Origin of the sequence: Shinella sp. H4-D48 (assembly GCF_022637395.1) — a bacterium.
Classification (GTDB): domain Bacteria; phylum Pseudomonadota; class Alphaproteobacteria; order Rhizobiales; family Rhizobiaceae; genus Shinella; species Shinella sedimenti.
Genome location: NZ_CP093339.1, coordinates 175400 through 191307 on the forward strand (window position 1 = coordinate 175400; position 15908 = coordinate 191307).

At 60.7% G+C, this 15908-nt stretch carries 14 protein-coding genes; 10 read left to right on the forward strand and 4 right to left on the reverse strand.

The features are described 5' to 3' along the window. Positions 1 to 46 precede the first annotated feature (46 nt). On the forward strand, positions 47 to 1006 hold the full coding sequence (locus tag MNR02_RS21905) for a glycosyltransferase family 2 protein (RefSeq protein WP_241949853.1): 960 nt from the start codon (positions 47 to 49) through the stop codon (positions 1004 to 1006). A gap of 18 nt (positions 1007 to 1024) precedes the next feature. Continuing rightward, a complete protein-coding gene (locus tag MNR02_RS21910) occupies positions 1025 to 1951 on the forward strand; it encodes a polysaccharide pyruvyl transferase family protein (protein ID WP_241949854.1) in 927 nt (308 codons plus the stop codon). A gap of 4 nt (positions 1952 to 1955) precedes the next feature. Here the strand turns inward: MNR02_RS21910 and MNR02_RS21915 are convergent, their stop codons facing one another. Together MNR02_RS21915 and MNR02_RS21920 are read right to left on the reverse strand one after the other, a co-directional pair. Beyond that, complete coding sequence (locus MNR02_RS21915; RefSeq protein WP_241949855.1) at positions 1956 to 2951, reverse strand: glycosyltransferase; 996 nt, start codon at positions 2949 to 2951, stop codon at positions 1956 to 1958. A 108-nt stretch (positions 2952 to 3059) separates the two neighbouring features. Then, positions 3060 to 3374, reverse strand: coding sequence for an exopolysaccharide production repressor protein (locus tag MNR02_RS21920; protein WP_305854569.1), 315 nt, complete (start codon positions 3372 to 3374; stop codon positions 3060 to 3062). 710 nt (positions 3375 to 4084) lie between these two features. Between MNR02_RS21920 and MNR02_RS21925 the strand changes: the two genes are divergently transcribed. The 4 genes from MNR02_RS21925 (at position 4085) to MNR02_RS21940 (ending at position 8378) form a co-directional block, all read left to right on the forward strand. Further along, positions 4085 to 4762, forward strand: a complete 678-nt coding sequence (locus MNR02_RS21925) for a sugar transferase (protein ID WP_241949856.1) — start codon at positions 4085 to 4087, stop codon at positions 4760 to 4762. A gap of 63 nt (positions 4763 to 4825) precedes the next feature. Continuing rightward, positions 4826 to 6046 carry a polysaccharide biosynthesis/export family protein gene (locus MNR02_RS21930; RefSeq protein ID WP_241949878.1) on the forward strand — a complete coding sequence of 407 codons (1221 nt, stop codon included), beginning with the start codon at positions 4826 to 4828 and terminating at the stop codon, positions 6044 to 6046. A gap of 8 nt (positions 6047 to 6054) precedes the next feature. After that, positions 6055 to 7332, forward strand: a complete 1278-nt coding sequence (locus MNR02_RS21935; protein WP_241949857.1) for an O-antigen ligase — start codon at positions 6055 to 6057, stop codon at positions 7330 to 7332. Next, positions 7329 to 8378, forward strand: a complete 1050-nt coding sequence (locus tag MNR02_RS21940) for an acyltransferase (RefSeq protein ID WP_241949858.1) — start codon at positions 7329 to 7331, stop codon at positions 8376 to 8378. Before MNR02_RS21935 ends, MNR02_RS21940 begins: the two co-directional genes overlap by 4 nt. Positions 8379 to 8401: 23 nt before the next feature. On the opposite strand, the gene MNR02_RS21945 is transcribed toward MNR02_RS21940, so the two are convergent. Further along, the gene (locus MNR02_RS21945) at positions 8402 to 10006 is read right to left on the reverse strand and encodes an FAD-dependent oxidoreductase (RefSeq protein WP_241949859.1); all 1605 of its coding nucleotides are present in this window, start codon (positions 10004 to 10006) and stop codon (positions 8402 to 8404) included. Between the two features lie 239 nt (positions 10007 to 10245). On the opposite strand from MNR02_RS21945, the gene MNR02_RS21950 reads away from it, so the two are divergent. Continuing rightward, entirely contained in the window at positions 10246 to 11985 is a 1740-nt protein-coding gene (locus MNR02_RS21950) for a cobalamin-dependent protein (RefSeq protein WP_241949860.1), read from the forward strand. Positions 11986 to 12092: 107 nt separating this feature from the next. Then, positions 12093 to 12953: a hypothetical protein gene (locus tag MNR02_RS21955; protein ID WP_241949861.1), complete on the forward strand. Its 861-nt coding sequence runs from the start codon at positions 12093 to 12095 to the stop codon at positions 12951 to 12953. A 20-nt stretch (positions 12954 to 12973) separates the two neighbouring features. Here the strand turns inward: MNR02_RS21955 and MNR02_RS21960 are convergent, their stop codons facing one another. Then, on the reverse strand, positions 12974 to 13732 hold the full coding sequence (locus MNR02_RS21960) for a pyrroline-5-carboxylate reductase (protein ID WP_241949862.1): 759 nt from the start codon (positions 13730 to 13732) through the stop codon (positions 12974 to 12976). A gap of 17 nt (positions 13733 to 13749) precedes the next feature. Between MNR02_RS21960 and MNR02_RS21965 the strand changes: the two genes are divergently transcribed. Together MNR02_RS21965 and MNR02_RS21970 are read left to right on the forward strand one after the other, a co-directional pair. After that, complete coding sequence (locus MNR02_RS21965; protein WP_241949879.1) at positions 13750 to 14619, forward strand: GntR family transcriptional regulator; 870 nt, start codon at positions 13750 to 13752, stop codon at positions 14617 to 14619. Positions 14620 to 14750: 131 nt separating this feature from the next. After that, on the forward strand, positions 14751 to 15860 hold the full coding sequence (locus MNR02_RS21970) for a branched-chain amino acid ABC transporter substrate-binding protein (protein ID WP_241949863.1): 1110 nt from the start codon (positions 14751 to 14753) through the stop codon (positions 15858 to 15860). Positions 15861 to 15908 lie beyond the last annotated feature (48 nt).

Below are 15908 nucleotides of genomic sequence, written 5' to 3' on the forward strand. Positions count from 1 at the left end.
GGAGACCAGACGAACCTCTTTCTAGAGAAACCACAGGGACGAAAAGATGGCGAAGCTGACAGTAATCATTCCCTTCTACCAGAAGGAGCCGGGCATCCTGCGGCGTGCGCTCACGTCTGTTTTTGCTCAGAAATTCAATGACTTCGATGTCATTGTCGTAGACGATGAATCGCCTTTCCCACCCCATGGCGATCTGATCGCTTTTTCGGAGGATGAGCAGGCGCGTGTTCGCGTCGTGCGCCAGGACAATGCGGGCCCGGGCGGCGCGCGCAATACCGGGCTTGATAGCGTTTCGGCCGCGACCGACTTCGTGGCCTTCCTCGATTCGGACGATATCTGGACGCCCGATCACCTCGCTATTGCCCATGCGGCGATGACCGGGTTTTCCGCGGATTGCTACTTTGCCTCCATCACGGGAGGCGAAGCGTTCTACTATCATTTCGGCGTGGAGGACCTCGCAAGGACCGAGACGGTGATACGTCTTTTGGACGATCCGCTTCTCATCGAAATTCCCGATCTCACCCAGGTCATGTTGAAGAACTGGAGCTTCCTGCATCTCTCCTCGATGGTGATCGGCCGGCCGGTGTTCGAGCGTATCCGCTTCGATGCGGCGCTGAGGCTCGCGGCGGAGGACGTGCTGTTTTTCTGCGACTGCGTGCTTGCCGCCCGGCGGGTGGTGCTGAGCGGCGCGGTCGGTGCGGTCCGCGGGGAGGGGGTCAACATCTTCCACGGCATCGACAACGACTCGCCCCAGTTCCTGCATCAACAGTTCAACACCTGGGTCGCGCTCGACCGGCTGGAGACGCGTTTTGCCGAGCGCCCGGCCGAGGTGGCCTCTCTGCGATCCTACAAGCAGACCGCCCGCCAGCAGGCGCTCTGGAGCCAGGCGCGACGCGTCAAGCACCGCAAGCTGCCGCAATTCGACATGCTGGCCCGCTGGGCGATGCGCGATCCGCGCATCCTCGCAAGCGCGGTGGGACTTGCCGTCGGCAAGTTCTCCCGCTGACCCGACAAGGAGAGACGGATGAAGCCCTATTACTGGGAATCGCAACACGGCAATTTCGGTGACGACCTCAATCTCTGGCTATGGGATTTTCTGTTGCCCGGGCTCCGGGAGGTCCATGCCGACTTGCTGCTCGTCGGTGTCGGCACCGTGCTGAACGATGCCCTCCTGCCCAAGGATGGGCGCAAGCTCGTGCTCGGCAGCGGTTTCGGCTACGGAACCCTGCCTGACATGCGCGACCGGGATCTGTGGGACGTTCGCTGCGTGCGCGGTCCGCTGACGGCCGCAAGGGTCGGCGTACCGGCGGAGCTGGGCATCATCGACCCGGCCGTTCTCGTCGCGGACATGCCGGAATTCTCGAACCGGCCGAAGCGCATCAAATGCGCCTTTGTTCCCCATTGGGAATCGGCCGTGGCAGGGCTCTGGCCGGTCGTTTGCGCCACAGCAGGCTTGCACTACATCGACCCGCGCGGCGAGGCGAAGGATGTGATCCGCGAGATCGCCGAATGCGAGCTGATTGTCGCCGAATCCATGCACGGCGCCATTCTTGCGGATGCATTTCGTGTGCCGTGGGTGGCGGTCAGCACTTCGGCCAACATCAATGGTTTCAAGTGGCGGGACTGGGCTGCGACGGTTGGCGTCGATCCGACCGCCCGGCGCATTCCCATCTCGACGCGTGCCGAGGCCATCATCAAGGGCGCCCGCTTCTGGGGTGTCGACTACGATGGCGCAGGGCACGGTACAGAGGAAGGCGCGGTTGCCGTTGCCGTTGCTGCGCCCCGTTCAGGTCTTCGCCTTGCCGCAAAACAGATGCTCGCCGCGCCCTCCACGTTGGCGCTCTGGCAAGCGAGTCGTGCTGAGCCGCAGCTCAGCGCAGATGCGCGTCTGCGGGAGCGCAAGGAGCGCCTGTATGCAGTGCTGGAAGGCGTGCGACGCGACTATCTCTAGACTTCTACCGCGTGGCGGAGGCGGGTAGCAGGTAGCGCAACCCGCCTTGCTTCACTGGCGGTTCCGATCGCATCCGGCGTTGCGCGGCTTGCAGTTTGTCTCGCAGGATGTCGCTGGCAACGGCTGGCATTGCCAAGGGGTTTTCAAGTGCATAGGTGAGGGCTGCACCTGCGCCGCCCTCCCGCTTGCGGTCGAGGAAATGACGCAGCGCATGGCGTCGGCGGATCTGGCGGCAATGGCGCCGCATGGCGTTCTGCGCCTCGTACGGCACGTTACCCGCAGCAAGGATCGCACGCTCCGCCTGATACAGTGCTTCAAGATCCTTCGTCCGGTGTTGGCCGCTCAGAGAATCGGCGCGAACGACCGCGCCATAGCCGCAGCTTTCGATAACGGTGTAGCGGGCGCCCGCAAGCAGCGCGCGCACATAAAGTTCGTAGTCCTCGCCGAGGCGCATGTCCTCGCGGTAGCGGAGATCGTGGGTGTCCAGGAAGGAACGGCGCATGACCGGCTTCAGGAAGCCGAGCTCGCCGCGCGGTGCGCCACGCCGGGAAATATTTCCGAGAACGAAATCGGCAAGACCGAGCCGGCGTGGGCGTGGCGCGAAATCGTCCGGCTGCCGGGTGAGCTCGCCCTCAGGGATGAAGGCGATGTTGTCGGCGATGAAGTCCCAGTCCGGGGAGGCGAGCATGCGTTTGAAACGGCCGGGAAAGAAGAAATCGTCCGCGTCGAGAATGCTGATCAGGGGCGCTCTGGACACCGCAATGGCATGGTTACGCGCTGCGGAAGGTCCCCGGTTCGTGCGGAAGCGAATGATATTCAGCCGTCGCGTCGTATCGTCGGCTGCGGCGGCAGCCGCAAGCGTGCGGTCGTCGGATCCGTCGTCCACGACCACGACCTCATCGACCTCCGGCTCCGCAAGGGCCGAGCGCACCGCGCGACCAATCGTTTTCTCCGCATTCTTCGCGGAGATAATGACGCAGACTTTTTCATCCTGGATCACGGCATACCTCTCGTGCACACTGAACCGATGGCGCGGACATGTCCGCGCTGCAATGCAGCATGAAAGGAAAAGGGGGCACAAAAACGGCCCTGCCGGATCAGTGCAGGGTCAGGGCTGGGAGTGGCCGGGCTCGTTCATCGAGACGGGGACCTTGGCAGATGCCTTTTCTAGATCTGTCGTGAGGTGTCCTGCTTTAGCCTTGCGGGCCTTGCTGACGCGCCAGGTGAGGTAGAGCACGGCAATAAAATAGCCGACCTGGATGAGAACTGCGCAGATGAGGGTTTGGATCGCTGTTGTCGCGACGGATCCGGTGCTGGCGTAGGTGACGACAGCGAACGCCACGAGCACGATCGCCATGCTCAGAAAAAAGCGTGGCACATAGGCCATGCTGTCCCGCCATTTTGTGTCCGGCGCTGGTTTCATCGGTGGATCGCCTTCTCCTCTGAGGCTGGCTGGAACTATAGGCGGTGGCGCGACCGCATGCAACTATCAGGATTAATGAGGTCATGCCTGGCCGGTTCCGATCCTTGACCCATCGATCTTGCGCTTCCGTTAAGACGGTTGTGGCCCTGCCGAGAATCGCGTCCGCCACTTTGCTGCCCAGATTTCGGCACCTTTCCCTCTAGAACGACTGGAAATACGCCGAAAAAGCGAGTCCGCAAATTTCCGTTGCAGCCATGGGGTTGCGCTTCGCAGCGGCAGTGATCACCTTTTGTTACAATGTGAGCGATTCCTTATGGAGAAAGTGTGCGGTGCAAAATAATATTGCGCCGCAAAATTAGTAGATGGTTTCATGTCGTGGTGTGCATATGTACCATCGCGTGTCGAGGCAGCAACGTATATCAATGTAAAAAAAGCTCATCAACCTCGGTCACTTCAGGCAAATTTGGCGCGTCTCAAGGAATATCAGTGCGTGATCGACGATCTTTTTGAACCAGACGCCTTGCTTTATGCTTTTCATATACTTCGACATCCAAAAATTTAGGACATCACGATTTTCTTAAATGTGCGGTGAGGGCGATAATTCGTCAGATCACGCGCAGAAAAACAAACTGTGACCACACACTGCGCATTGGATGTCTGAACGCGTCCGAGGGACCCGACCCTATCGCAATTCGAATGGAGCCATCTCTATGAAGTCCGCGAGCCGATCGGCCAGTTCGCCGTTATTCAGTTCTGTCGCAGCCGGCGCGCCGCCGGTGGGGGGGATATCGAAAAGGAGCTTTGACATCCTGGTAGCGCTTGCCGCGCTTATCCTGCTCAGCCCGATCTTCTTGTTGATCATGGCACTTGTGAAGTCCACCGACGGTGGCAGCATCTTCTATGGCCACCGCCGCATCGGCTACAATGGAACGACGTTCCGTTGCCTGAAATTCCGCACGATGGCGGAGAATGGCGACGCCCTTCTCCACCAGTATTTCGAAGAGAATCCTGAAGCCCTCGAGGAATGGCGGGCCACGCGGAAGCTGCAGGACGACCCGCGCGTCACTGTTCTTGGCACGGTGCTGCGCAAGCTCAGCCTCGATGAACTTCCGCAGCTCATCAACATTCTCAAGGGAGAGATGAGCATCGTTGGTCCTCGCCCGGTGGTCGAGGATGAACTGGAACTCTACGAGACGTCCGCCGTCTATTATCTGCGCAGCCGCCCGGGTCTCACCGGCCTCTGGCAGGTCAGTGGCCGTAATGACGTTTCCTACGCAGCGCGGATCGCCTTTGATACGCACTATGTGCGCAACTGGTCGCTCACACGCGATCTCGTCATCGTTGCGCGCACCATTCCGGCCGTGTGCCTTTCGCGCGGCAGTTACTGATTTCCGCAAGAGGTTCCTATGAAAACGATTCCGACCGCAGCCACGGCCGCGCACGCCTTTTCAATGAGAATGCTCGGTGGCCTCGCGCTTGTTGTGATGCTCGCAGCCGGATCCTCCGCCTCTGCGGAGGAGTACCGGCTCGGTGTCATGGACAAGTTGCGCATCCGTGTCGCGGAATGGCAGACAGCCGAAGGCGCGATCCGTGACTGGGGCGCCGTCAGCGGTGATTACCGGATCGGCGCAGATGGTTCACTCTCTCTACCGTTCATCGGCCAGTTGCCGGCCGATGGCCGCACCACTGCGGATCTCTCGGCCGATATCGGAAAGAAGATGCAAGTGCTCTTCGGCCTCAAGGACCTGCCGTCAGCATCGGTGGAGATCGCCGAATACCGGCCGGTCTATCTGTCCGGCGATGTACAGACACCCGGTGCCTATCCTTATGCGCCGGGCCTGACGGTCCTCAAGGCCGTCAGCTTCGGTGGTGGATTGCGCCGGGCTGATCCCGGCCAGCGCTTTGCTCGTGATTTCCTGCGCTCGGAAGGCGAGGCCGCCGTCTATGTCGCCGAGCGCAATCGTCTGCTGATCCGCCGCGCACGCATCACGGCGGAGATGACCGGCGCTACGGAGATCGAGATGCCGAAGGAACTCGTCAAATCCGAGGAGGCACGGGCGATCATGGAAAGTGAAAAGGCGCTGATGGCCTCACGCGAAAAGCGGCAGCGCTTGCAATTGACGGCACTGGCCGATCTCAAGTCACTGCTCGAGAATGAAATCGACTCGCTCGCCAAGAAGTCCGAAACCCAAACGCGCCAGCTTGAACTCGTCCAGGGCGACCTTTCCAAGGTCGATACGCTCGCGGAAAAGGGGCTCGCCATCAGCTCCCGGCGTCTTGCGCTGGAACAGCGCACCGCCGACCTTCAGGCAGCCCTGCTGGATATCGACACGGCCTCGCTGAAGGCGAAGCAGGATATCAACAAGGCCTCTCAGGACGAGACGAACCTGACCAATGACCGCGATGCCGAACTGGCGCAGGAGTTGCAAAACACCGAGCAGGAGCTCGACACCCTGGCGCTGAAGCTTGGCACCAGCCGTGATCTCATGTCGGAGGCACTGATGCAATCGGCCGATGCCGCCACGCTGAAGAACGGACTTTCCACCGCGAATATCGGCTATTCCATCCTCCGCACGGTCAAGGGCAAGACCGAGCAGATCCGCGCCACCGAAACGACGCCGGTCCTGCCGGGCGATGTCGTCAAGGTGGAAGCCAGCCTCGCGACCCAGTGAGACCGCCGATGCGGATCGCGCGGAGCCGGCTCATCGGACCTGACGGCAACGAGGCCTATGGCGCCTTCGCCGTCGCGCTGTCGTTTTTCGTGTTCGCCTATTCCTTCCGCTTCGGCCAGGTATCGATCCTCGCATACTACGCCCTGTGGCTGCCGCTGATCGCTGTCGATTACCGGCGGGTTCTCGGCAACTATGCGCACTACCTCTGGCTCTTCGCCTTTGCGCTTTTCGCCTGCCTTTCCGTCTTTTGGTCGCAGGCGCCAGGTGCAACGATGCGCACGTCGCTGCAGTATCTCTCGCATGTCGTGTGCGCGCTCATCGCGATGCGCGTCGTTGACACGCGCACGCTGGTGCGCGGCGGGTTGATCGGTACGGGGCTGGTGCTGTTCTATTCGCTTGCCTTCGGCGTCTATCATCTCGATCCGCTCGACGGGACCTACAGCTTTGTCGGTGCCTTTGCTTCCAAGAACCAGCTCGGATTCTACGCCTCGCTCTCTGTGCTGTTCGCCTTCGCCGCGCTCTTTCTCGGCATGGAGCGCGGTGTCTGGAGACTGGCGGCGGTTGGCTGTGTGCTGGTCGCGCTTTACTGCCTGAAGGCCTCGCAATCGGCGACGTCAGTTCTCACGACAGTCGCCGTCGCCGGTCTTTGCCTGGCGCTGCGAGCATTGGAAATGCTCGCACCACGTCACCGTAAGATGTTGTTCGCGACACTCGCCGTGCTGACCTTGGGGCTCGGTCTCGCCGCCGTCTATGGTGGTGGCTTCGAGATGGTCCTCGGCGTCTTTGGCAAGGATGCGACGCTCACCGGGCGCACCTATCTGTGGCAGCAGGGCATCGCGACGGCAAGCGAGGCGCCGCTCGTCGGCATCGGCTACCAGGCCTTCTGGGTACAGGGTTTTGCGGAAGCGGAACGACTCTGGGCGGCGTTCTTCATTGCGGGGCGCAGTGGCTTCCACTTCCACAACACGTTTATCGCCGCGACCGTCGAGACAGGCCTGATCGGCTGCCTGCTGCTGTCCATGGTGCTCCTTGGCACGCTCATCGGGCACTTGCGCCGTCTGCTGTCGGTTGCCCGCGACCGCGAGGCACTGGTGCTCTTCACGATCGCCGCCCTGCTGGCGGTGCGCACCTTCGTGGAGATCGATATTCTAAATCCCTATCACGTCGGCTCCTTCCTGCTGTATTTCGCTGCCGGCAAGCTGACGGATGGGCGGCGAAGCGAGGCTCATCGGTTCGTGACGGTTGGGCGGCCTGTCCGCCGTCGCCAGGGAGCCGTGTCCGCATGACGCCCGCGGCCATCCCCGAAGCTCGCCGAGAGACACTCTACGGTATCCAGTATCTGCGCGCGTTTGCAGCTCTTGCGGTCCTTGCCTTCCATGCAGCCGAGCGCAGTGGTTATGCCTTTGCCATCGGTGCGGCTGGCGTTGATGTCTTCTTTGTCATCAGCGGCTTCATCATGTGGGTGATTGTCGAACGGCGGCCCGTGTCGCCCGGACGCTTTCTGCGAGAGCGGATCCGCCGTATCGTGCCTGTCTACTGGCTGGCGACCGGGGTCATGGTGGCGGGAGCGCTCGCGGGGCTGTTTCCCAATCTGGTTCTGACAGCCGGCCATGTCGGCGCGTCGCTGTTCTTCGTGCCGATGCGATCGCCGAGCAGCGGAGAAATCTGGCCGGTTCTCGTTCAGGGTTGGACGCTCAATTACGAGATGTTCTTCTACGTCGCCTTCGCGACCTGCCTGTTCCTGCCTGCGCGCGCGCGCCTGACTGTCATCGCGGCGATCTTCCTGTTCCTCGTTGCCCTCGGTCTCGTGCTGAAACGCGACGATGCCCTTTTCGTCACCTATACGAGGCCGATCATCCTGGAGTTCGTCGCCGGTATGCTGATCGGCCGCCTATGGCTCTCCAGGCATAGAGCGCCCCGCTGGCTGGCATCTGCTCTCGTTGTCGCGGCAGTGGCCGGCTTTGCCACGATCGGAATTTGGAATCTGCCGTTTGACGAGTGGATCTGCGGTCCGCTTGCCGCCGCTCTCGTCTATGGCACCGCCTTCCTGGAAAAACAGGGCACCGGTATCCCGCTTTTTAAGTTTCCCGCCCTTTTGGGCTCCGCATCCTATTCTATCTATCTCTGGCACACATTCGCGATATCCGTAGCGGTCAAGGCCGGCAGCATGATCAGCCTCGCAACGTCGATCGTCTTTGTCACATCCATGTGTGCGGGATTGACTGTCGGGCTCTGCGCCTATTTTTTCTGCGAGAGGCCACTTCTACACGGCATGGGAAGAGCCCCTGCGCGTACCCGCCTTTCGCCGTCCATTCAAAACGAGAAGGCGTAACTCTGTTTCCCGAGACATGCAGGCTACTGATTTTGCTTTAAAATGGTGTTTGCCGCGATATAACCCCAGGTCATATTGGGGCCGAGTGTCGTGCCTGCTCCAACAGCACGGGTACCGAACGGGTTTGCCATTGCAAGGCCTGCCGCATATAGGCCGGCGATAACCGATCCATCCTCGCGAAGAACCTGGCCTCGCTCGTTGGTACTGGCGCCGCCCTTTGTGCCGAGGATCGAGCGGTTGAGCGACATGCCGACATATGGCGGTTTGTCGATGGGTTTCAGTCGGTTCGGCGCGCCGTGAGCCTTGTATTCTTCCCAGCTATTCTCGCCGCGGCGGAAGTCCGTATCGCGCCCTGTCGCGCACTGCGCATTCCAGCGTGCGATGGTTTCTTCAAGGGCATGCGGCGGAAGCCCCAGCTTGCCGGCCAGTTCGCTTACGGTGCTCGCCTTCTTGACCCAACCCCGGTCGTACGCCGCATACCATCGAAAGGGTAGTGCTGCGTCGAGGAAACGGTGATCGCCGACGAGGAATGCCGGGAGATTGACCGTCATTCCGTTGTCGTCGCGCGCATCCAACGCTTCGCCGATATTGAAATCGCTTTCGCTGACGAACCGCTTCGCATGTCGATTGACCACGATGGAATGCGGTTCAGCCTGAAATGTCATGGGCAGGCCGCTCGGGCGCCGCTCATACCGCGTCGGAAGGCACGGATAAATGTTTGCCTGATCCATACAGAGCAGCGCTGCATCGGCCAGGCGAGCCAGCATCTGTCCGTCGCCCTCATTGCTGCTTGGGCTGCCGATCCGGTCGATCGGGCCTGGAAAATGCTGGTCTAGCATCTCCTTGTTCCATTCGAAGCCGCCGCTGGCGATGATCACGCCTCTGGCGGCATCGATCTGGCTCTTCTTTCCATCGTGCTCGACCTCGACACCCGTGACGCGGCTTTCCGCATCCTGGATGAGGCGCACTGCGCGCGTTTCCAGCCGGAACTCAACGCCGACATCAAGGCACCCTTTGATCAGGCCAACCATCAGCGCGGTGCCTTGACCGCCTGCATTGGTCAGCCAGCGGTAGAGAAGCTTGTTCCAGACCTTCAAGCCTGCCTTAACGGGGTGATGATAGATGTCGAGATCGACGGCTTCCTTATAGGTAAAGCTATGCGGCAGGGTCGAACGGCGGAGTGTCTTGGCGAAACGGCCGAGAAGGCGGCGGCTTAAGGCCCTCGGCGTCACCATGCGGCCAAACATCTTGCCGCCCGGAGCTTCCGTGAAGGGATCGGGTTCCGCGACGAGCTGGAAATCCAGCGGCGTATTCTTCGCAAGGAACTGGAGCATGTCGGGTGCCGCTTCCACGAAGGCAGCCCACCGGCCGCTGTTAGTTTCCTTCTGCTTTGGCGGTTGGACGGCATGAAGATAGGCGAGCGCCTCCTGCTTACTGTCCGCAATGCCAGCGGCGGCGGCTATATGGTTCGCCGGGATCCAGATGCCCGCCCCCGACATGGCGGACGTACCGCCGAGCCGATCGGATTTCTCGATGACCAGGACCTTCAACCCGCCAATGGCGGCGCGCAAGCCTGCCGCGCATGCCGCGGATCCGGACCCGATCACCACAACGTCGAACTCGTTCATTGCCGTCTCCAATCGTATGCCGGCACTATAGAGAGAAGAATCTTTATCTGTCTACTATTGTGTAGACACTTTTTGCGCGCTACGCTCTCAGTACGGTTTGCTCCGGAAGGAGGCGGTCCTTCCGGCATGCCGTCGGGTCCATCCGCACCTTTTCGTGGGTAACATGCGCCTCGAAAGGGTGCGGCTCTCCGCCTAAGCCAGCCGTGTTCTAAACTTGCCCTTGCTGACCGGATTGTATCATGACCAAAGACGACATACCCGGCCTCCAGGATCCGCGCCTTACGCCGGGAGTTGAACTGCTCGTTCGTGGGCGAGCGATGGCGCGGGACTGGCGCCTTGGAACCAGCCGCTTCATGCGCGAGATGGGCGTGGCCTCCGAAGCGGAATGGAAGCGGCAGGCTGCCGCAAGCCGTCGGATCATGCAGCATGCCCATATCGGTTTCCGCGATGTCAACCGCACGATCGAGGGTATTCGCGCAGTCCATGGTTCCTGCGCTGAGGCCGGCGTGACAGTCGATCGTTTCGGTATCACGCTCGACTGGTCTATGGGATATCCCGAATCCTGGCGTGCGAAGGCGTCGCGCGGCACCGGCATCGTCCTGACTGGTCCAGAGGACTTCGCCCGTATCATCGAGGCGGCGCCTGCCGCTGCACATTTCGGCGATTTCATGCTCGGTCTTCCGGGCGCGCTGGAAAACACACGCGCCGCCATAGCGGCGGGCGCCACGGCCGTCGGCAATCTTGGCCAGTATTTCACGTTCCGTCTGCCCTATTGGGACGACGACGTGGCAACGACCGAGGCGACCGTAACGGCGCTTGGGCTTATTGCCGCGCAGGATGCCGAAATTCTTGTTCATTCCAATCTCGATGACGGTTTTGCGGGGCTTTTTATCGATATGGCTTGTGCACTGGGTATGGTGCTCATCGAAAAGCATATCGTAGAAGATCTCATAGGCGCGCGACTGGCGCACTGCTACGGTCACCACTTCAGCGATCCGCTGTCGCGCACGGCCTTCCATGCCGCCCTGGTTCAGGTAAGTGATACGCCAGGAACAATGATTTTCGGCAATACGGTTGCCTATCAATCGACCCCCGCCGGCAATTATGCGAGCCTTGCAAGCTATCTGCTGGCCGATATTCTCGCGCTCGGGCGCTGGCCGACGGGGCATGCGGTCAATCCGGTTCCCGTGACGGAAAACCAGCGCATCCCCGACATCGAGGAAATTATCGACGCGCAGACTTTCGCGCACCGGCTGACCTTGCAAGCGCCGTTTTACGATCCGGTCTTCGACTGGGCGCAGGTGGAGAAGATGGCGGGCGTGCTCGTCGAGGGTGGGCGCCGTTTTGCCAAGTCCACCCTCGAGGGGCTCGCGGCGCTTGGCGTTGCGGTGGACGATCCGGCCGCGTTGCTGCTGGCAATCCGCCGTATGGGGCCAAAGCGCATGGAAGCCCTCTTTGGCCCGGGCGCTCCTGGCGTGCGGGCCCGCACGCCGCTCATTCACGCCGAGTGGGCGCGCGAACTCAACCATAAGGCCGAGGAATGGGTCGCTTCGCGCGGCAAGGACGTCGGTGCGACCTCTGTTTCCGTGTGCATAGGCACCACTGATGTCCATGAGCACGGCAAGTATCTCGTCGAAAAGGCCTTTGAGGGGCTAGGCGTCGAAACAGTCGATGCGGGCGTCGCCGTAGACCCTGAGGCACTGGTCGCGCGCGCCGTCGAAGCCGGTGCCGATATGGTTGCGGTCAGCACCTATAACGGCGTTGCATTGTCTTATGCCAAGGCGGTGAAGGCGGCGATGAAGGCACAGGGCGTCAACTTACCTGTCTTGATCGGTGGCAGATTGAATGAGGTGCCGAAGGATTCGAACTCCGGCCTTCCAGTCGACGTGTCCAGCGATATTGCTGCAATTGGCTGCATCCCATGTCATGACCTCGATGGAATGCTGGTCGCACTCAAGGCGCATTCACAAACGCCTTAGACAAAATCCGGGATCTCAAGCGCTGCGCTTAAAAGTGTCTACACATTTGTATTGAGTTGAAGTACGAGTGTCGGCGGTGCCGCACTTCGGGAACAAGGGAACGGGAAATGCAACTTACATTCACGGCAGAAGGTCGGACCTGGCCAATTCGTCTGAGCGGAAATGCGACCCGCACACGCACGGCACTGCTTGCGAGTTTGCCTCTGCGCCTTCAGCTGCACACGCCGAAAATCGCCGGCAGCCACATCTACTGGCATGCGCCGTTCGTCGAGGATGTGGAAGGCGCAACCCACGTGCTCGACGCGAAGGCCGGTGCCTTTATCTATTGGCCCGTCCGTCAGTTCCTGGAGATCACGTTTGCTCCCTTGCAGGCGGAGAACGCGCAGATCACCGTGCTTGGGCAGCTAGACGCACCGGTCGACGGTATCGCAGAACTCGCTGCAATGCTGAAGAACGAGCAGGGCCATCGGATCATCGAGGGAACGCTTGCCTTAGCCGAGGGGGAGGAGACCGAAGCGACGGCTGCGGCTTCATCTCTGTTGCCTGATGATCTTGTGTCACGCCGAAAGACGCTGTGGGATGCCATGCCTGACGATATCGCGCGCCTGACGGTATCGCGCGCGATCATGCATCCTGCCGGCCCGGTCTTCGCGGCGGAAGCAGAGGCCCGTGTCCTGCACGAACTGCTCTGGTGGGTTCGCGCCGGCCAATCTCAGTATGATGACGCCGTGCTTCGGCAGACCATGGCGATCACACTCGACAAAACGGCGACGCGCTTGCGCGACTTCTGTCACATGGAGGAGACGCCGGCCCTGCTTTTCGCCCTGCGTGATGCAACGCAGACGGATGTGCCGCTGGCGGCCCTCGTCGATGAGGCAATCCTTGTCGCAGGCCGGATTGGCGCTTGGCTTGATCTGCTGATCCCATGGAACGATCTCAACGAAGCGTTCCGCGCTGCTCTCGATTGAGAGCGGTCATTTCTCTACTATCAGGCCTTTGAACGGCCGGACAACCTCAGTAGAACGGTGTCGCAGGCGGCTTGCCACGCCTGCGGCTGGCCTTCGCTCGCCAGGACATCAAGTCCCAGTTCCGTGATGCCACCGGGCGTCACCAATTCGCCGATCAGCGTTTCCATCGGCCTGTCGGTTTCCGCGATCAGACGACCGGCTGCGACGAAGGTCAGCGCGGCCAGCTTGCGCATCGCCACCGCATCCCCCCCCTGCGCTGTTGCCCAGTCGGCAGACTGGCGGATGAGATCCTGCGCCCAGCCGTAGACCGCTGCGTTGACAGTCGCGATCTCGAACTCATCTTCACTGCCAAGCGGGATAACAGGCCCAAGCTTTTTCAAAACCCCGATAGCCGGTTCGACGGCCGGGAAGCACACGGTCGGGCTCGCATTGATCGAGGCGGCCGTCAGCGGCATGGCGCGCATCACGCGAGCGGGGCCTGCTTCAAGATGAGAGATCGTCACACCGGCACAAAACGACACGAGCGTCTGGCCGGCGCGCCAGGGCAGGTCGGCAATGGCGGCGGGCGCATCGACAGGGCGCACGGAAAGCAGCACAATGTCCGCGCGAGTCACAAGGTCGTCATTATCGACGGCGAGGGGAATGCCCCAGCGCGCGGAGAGCGCGTGTGCCTGACCGCGTGGGGAAAGGAGAATGGAGGCCGGTTCAACGCCTGCTCTTAAGAGGCCTGACAGGATCGAAGCTGCGAGATGACCAACGCCGATGATGCCGACAATCACTGTTCGCCTCCAAAGTGATGACGGCGGCTTGCCATCGACGCGAAGTTGAGAAAAAAGATATTGTACAAAACTGTAGACACTATCATTGCAAGCGACAAGACGCAGGAAGCGCCATGACGGAAAGAATCGATTTGGAAGCGGCAGACACGTCGATGGTTGAATCCGAGCAGGACAGCCGTCGATCCGCCGACAGCAGCGAGCGTGCGTATAACACGATCCGCCAGCTCCTCGTCGAATTCAAGCTCAAGCCCGATGCGCGGTTGAACGAGGTGCAGCTTTCGCGCAGTCTTGGCGTCTCCCGCACGCCTGTCCGCGAAGCGCTCAACCGGCTTGCCTCTGAGGGCTTTGTATCGCTGACGCCGAACCGCGGTTTCTTCGTGCGCAGTCTGTCTACAGAGGGCCTTATCGATCTCTACGAATTGCGCTCCATTATCGAATGCGCGGCGTTCCGCCTGATGTGCGAACGGGCCGATGACTCAGAAATCGGCCGTTTAACGGCCTACTGGGCCAGCATCGTTGACGGCTACCAGGACAATCCGCCGGATGAGATTCTTGCGAAGGATGAGGGCTTTCATCTGCTGATCGCCGAGCTTTCAGGCAATCCAGAACTGGTGAACCAGCTTGCTGCGATCAATGCGCGAATTCGTTTCATACGGCGTATCCAGATCGAGCGCACCCATGATCCGCGCCAGGTTTCATCCCATTCTGAAATCGTCGCAGCCGCCGTGCGGCGGGATTCGGAACGCGGAATGACGTTATTGCGAGACCATATCGAAATGTCCGTTTCGGCAACGCAGGATGCTCTGAAGGACGCCTTGCTAAAGGTCTACACATCGCAGGATCCGGCCGCGCCGCCGCGAGGTCGGCGGAGGACAAAAGGCATCTAATGCAAAAATTGAACGCAATAGTGTCGACACTTTGTTGACGTCGCATTAAATGTCTGCTTCCTTATGTGCATGGCAAGAGACCGGAACGGCCGGCCGACAATTCGCGTAGCGTCCATCACAGGGGAACTCACATGAAAATCGCTGCCTCACTTTGCCTCGGCGTTTCGCTGCTTGCCACGCCGAGCTTCGCCGAAGAAATCTCCGTCGGTCTCGCTGCTCCCTTGTCGGGCCCGCAGGCCTATTTCGGCAACACCTGGCACAACGGCTTCAAGCTGTACTGGGACAAGCTGAACGCCGAGGGTGGCGTTAACGGCGTGACGGTCAAGTACAACCAGCAGGACGACAAGGCCGACCCGCGTGAAGGCACACTCGTTGCGCAGAAATTCTGCGATGACGAGAGCGTCGTCATCGGACTGGTGAACTTCAATTCCGGCGTCGCCCAGTCAACGCTTCCGATCTACGAGGATTGCGAGCTGCCGACCATGACGTTCGGCTCCAACCCGGATCTGACCAAGCAGGGCTACAAGTTCATGGTCCGCCCGGTCGCAAACGATCTGGCAAATGCACTGCTGCCTGCTGAATATGCTCTGCAGAAGCTCAATGCCAAGACCGCCGTCATCGTCAGCGACAAGCAGGTGTTCGGTCAGGGCATTTCCGAAATCTTCGGAACGAACTTCACGGCCGGCGGTGGTCAGGTGCTCGACACGCTCGCTGTTGCACCGACAGACGTGGACTTCACCTCCGTGCTCGCACAGATCAAGGCGAAATCGCCCGATGTCATCTATGTCGGCGCCGTCATGCCGCAGATCGCGCTGTTCGCCAAGCAGATGCACGAGCAGGGTGTAACTGCGTCGCTCATGGTGCCCGACGGCGGATACACGCCTGACTTCATCACGCAGGCAGGCGAAGCCAACGTTCAGGGCACGATGGTCGCCATTCAGGTTCCGCCGATGGATGCCTCCCCGGCCATCGCCGAATTCGCCAAGCTCTACAAGGAGAAATATGGCGAGGAAGCTGGCCCGTACTCGATCTACGGCTATGTCCACGGCCAGATCCTCGAAGCTGTGCTGAAGTCGACCAAGGGGCTGTCGCGTGAGGAAATCAACGATGCGCTGCATGTGGTCAAAGTTCAGACTGCGGTTGGCGAACTTGAATTCGACGACGTTGGCGAGCTGAAAGTTGCGCCCTCTTACCTCTACAAGGTGGAAGGCAACGACTTCAAACTGGCCGGCTCCAGGTAACGGTTTCGGGCCGGCTTCAGAGCCGGCCCGCCCTCCGCCGTACGGCCG